The sequence below is a fragment of the Micromonospora globispora genome, from assembly GCF_003857015.1.
Lineage (GTDB): Bacteria > Actinomycetota > Actinomycetes > Mycobacteriales > Micromonosporaceae > Micromonospora > Micromonospora globispora.
Map to the genome: position 1 here is coordinate 1 of NZ_QGGF01000033.1, position 889 is coordinate 889.

Here is an 889-nt window from a genome sequence, read left to right on the forward strand (position 1 = left end):
TCCGGATCCTCGCCGGCACCCGGGTGGTCCGCCGCGGGGGCCGGGACATCCCGTTGACCCGGATCGAGTACGAGCTGCTGCTCTTCCCGGCCCGACCATCCCCGGCGGGTCTTCACCCGGCGGCAGCTGCTCTCCCACGTCTGGGGCTACGAGCACGCCGTCGCGCGTACGGTGGACGTCCATGTACGTCGGCTGCGGGCCAAGTTCGGCCCCGAAATCCCCCTGGTGACCACCGTCCACGGCGTGGGCTACCGGCTTGCGGACGACGCCCGGGTCATGGTGGACCCGGAGCACTGAGGCGACCGGGCCGCCCTACGGCGGACGAGGGGCCCCGCAGTGGTCACCGGCCACTGTGAACCGGGGGGTACCCCCCGTATCGGGTCATCTCGGCGGCTCTGCTGTAATCAACAGGCCTCGTACGCAGAGCAAGCGTTCGGCTCCAATGTGTTCGTCAATTGTCACATTCATGCAACGCAGCCGCCCCTTGACCCTCGGAGAGGCGCCGGGAAGCATCGATGAAGCGGCGTCCCGGGCCGTGGGGAGATACCCGGACCAGCCAAGGAGGACCATGTCGGTCAGCCCCGCCTCGTCGCGCGCCGGATGGCATACGTCCCAACCCGCGGTGCCCGGTCGTCCCCCCGGCGGCCAGCGCCGGCCAACGAACACGGCCGCCGCACCAATGCTCACGGTGACCCTGTCCATCCCGCTCGCGTCCGAGGAGGCGCTGACCCCACCGGCCCGCCGGCTGCTCGAGGCGGCACGGGAGCTGCTGGAACGCGGTGAGGGGGTGATCTCCAGCGGTGCCGTCCCGGGGGAGCGCCGACCCGACCCGGTGCCGGTCGGCCGGTCGCCGTCCCGCCCGCTCGCCCCCACCATTCCGACCCTGCAC

2 pseudogenes are annotated in these 889 nt (G+C 71.9%); both read left to right on the forward strand.

From position 1 onward, the window contains the following. Positions 1 to 297 (forward strand): annotated as a pseudogene (locus tag DKL51_RS00975) (winged helix-turn-helix domain-containing protein); the annotation flags it as partial. A gap of 271 nt (positions 298 to 568) precedes the next feature. Next, positions 569 to 889 (forward strand): annotated as a pseudogene (locus DKL51_RS00980) (winged helix-turn-helix domain-containing protein); the annotation flags it as partial.